The sequence below is a fragment of the Oleiphilus sp. HI0080 genome, assembly GCF_001635135.1.
This window is the reverse complement of the sequence record NZ_LWFU01001058.1, coordinates 1-854: the sequence shown is the minus strand read 5'-3', so window position 1 is coordinate 854 and position 854 is coordinate 1. Positions and strand designations below refer to the sequence as shown.

The 854-nt window shown below is 48.9% G+C and carries 2 protein-coding genes; both read left to right on the top strand.

The annotated features are described in order from the left end of the window. Window positions 1–505, top strand: a 505-nt coding sequence (locus tag A3751_RS19620) for a MotA/TolQ/ExbB proton channel family protein (RefSeq protein ID WP_068458629.1), incomplete at its 5' end; no start/stop codon positions are given. Window positions 506–522: 17 nt separating this feature from the next. Next, the coding region (locus A3751_RS19615) for a flagellar motor protein MotB (protein WP_304439062.1) at window positions 523–854 on the top strand (332 nt) is incomplete at its 3' end.

Below are 854 nucleotides of genomic sequence, written 5' to 3'. Positions count from 1 at the left end.
TGAGGCTCGAAAAGGTGGGTTGTTGGCACTTGAGGGTAAGGAGATTTCCAATGATTTCCTGAAGCGGGGAATTGGCTTGCTCATCGACGGTCATGAGGCGGACGTCGTTCGCAATCTACTGGTGAAAGACAAGAATCAAGCAGTAGATCGCCACAAGGTCGGATCTAGGGTCTGGGAGGCGCTAGGTGATGTCGCACCTGCAATGGGTATGATCGGGACTCTGATTGGTTTGGTCGCTATGTTATCGAATATGGATGACCCGAAATCGATTGGACCCGCAATGGCTGTTGCATTGCTGACTACTTTATATGGAGCAATGCTTGCCAATATGGTAGCGATTCCTTTCGCTGACAAGCTGAAGCTTCGCATGGCGGAGGAGAGCTTGATAAAGAGTATGTCGATTGATGCGATAATGGCCATTCAGGCGGGGCAGAACCCTCGTGTTATTGAGATGATGTTACGCAACTACCTTTCTGAGGGTAGCCGTGAAACCCAAGAAGAATAAGTTGGCGGCAAGCTCTGATGTCTGAAGAAGAAAAAGAATGCGAAGAGTGTAAACCGGGGTTGCCAGCATGGATGGGAACCTTTGCTGACTTAATGTCGCTATTGATGTGCTTTTTTGTCTTGCTACTTTCTTTTGCTGAAATGGATGTTTTAAAGTTTAAGCGTCTTGCTGGTTCGATGCGCGAAGCGTTTGGCGTGCAAAAGCAGGTTGAGCTGAATCAGGTTCCAACCGGAACCAGCGTCGTTGCTCTGGAGTTTTCGCCGGGCAAGCCGGAGCCGACTCCAATCAAAACGGTGATGCAGCAGACCACAGATCCGAATCAGACCTCTCTTGAGTTAATGTGTGATCA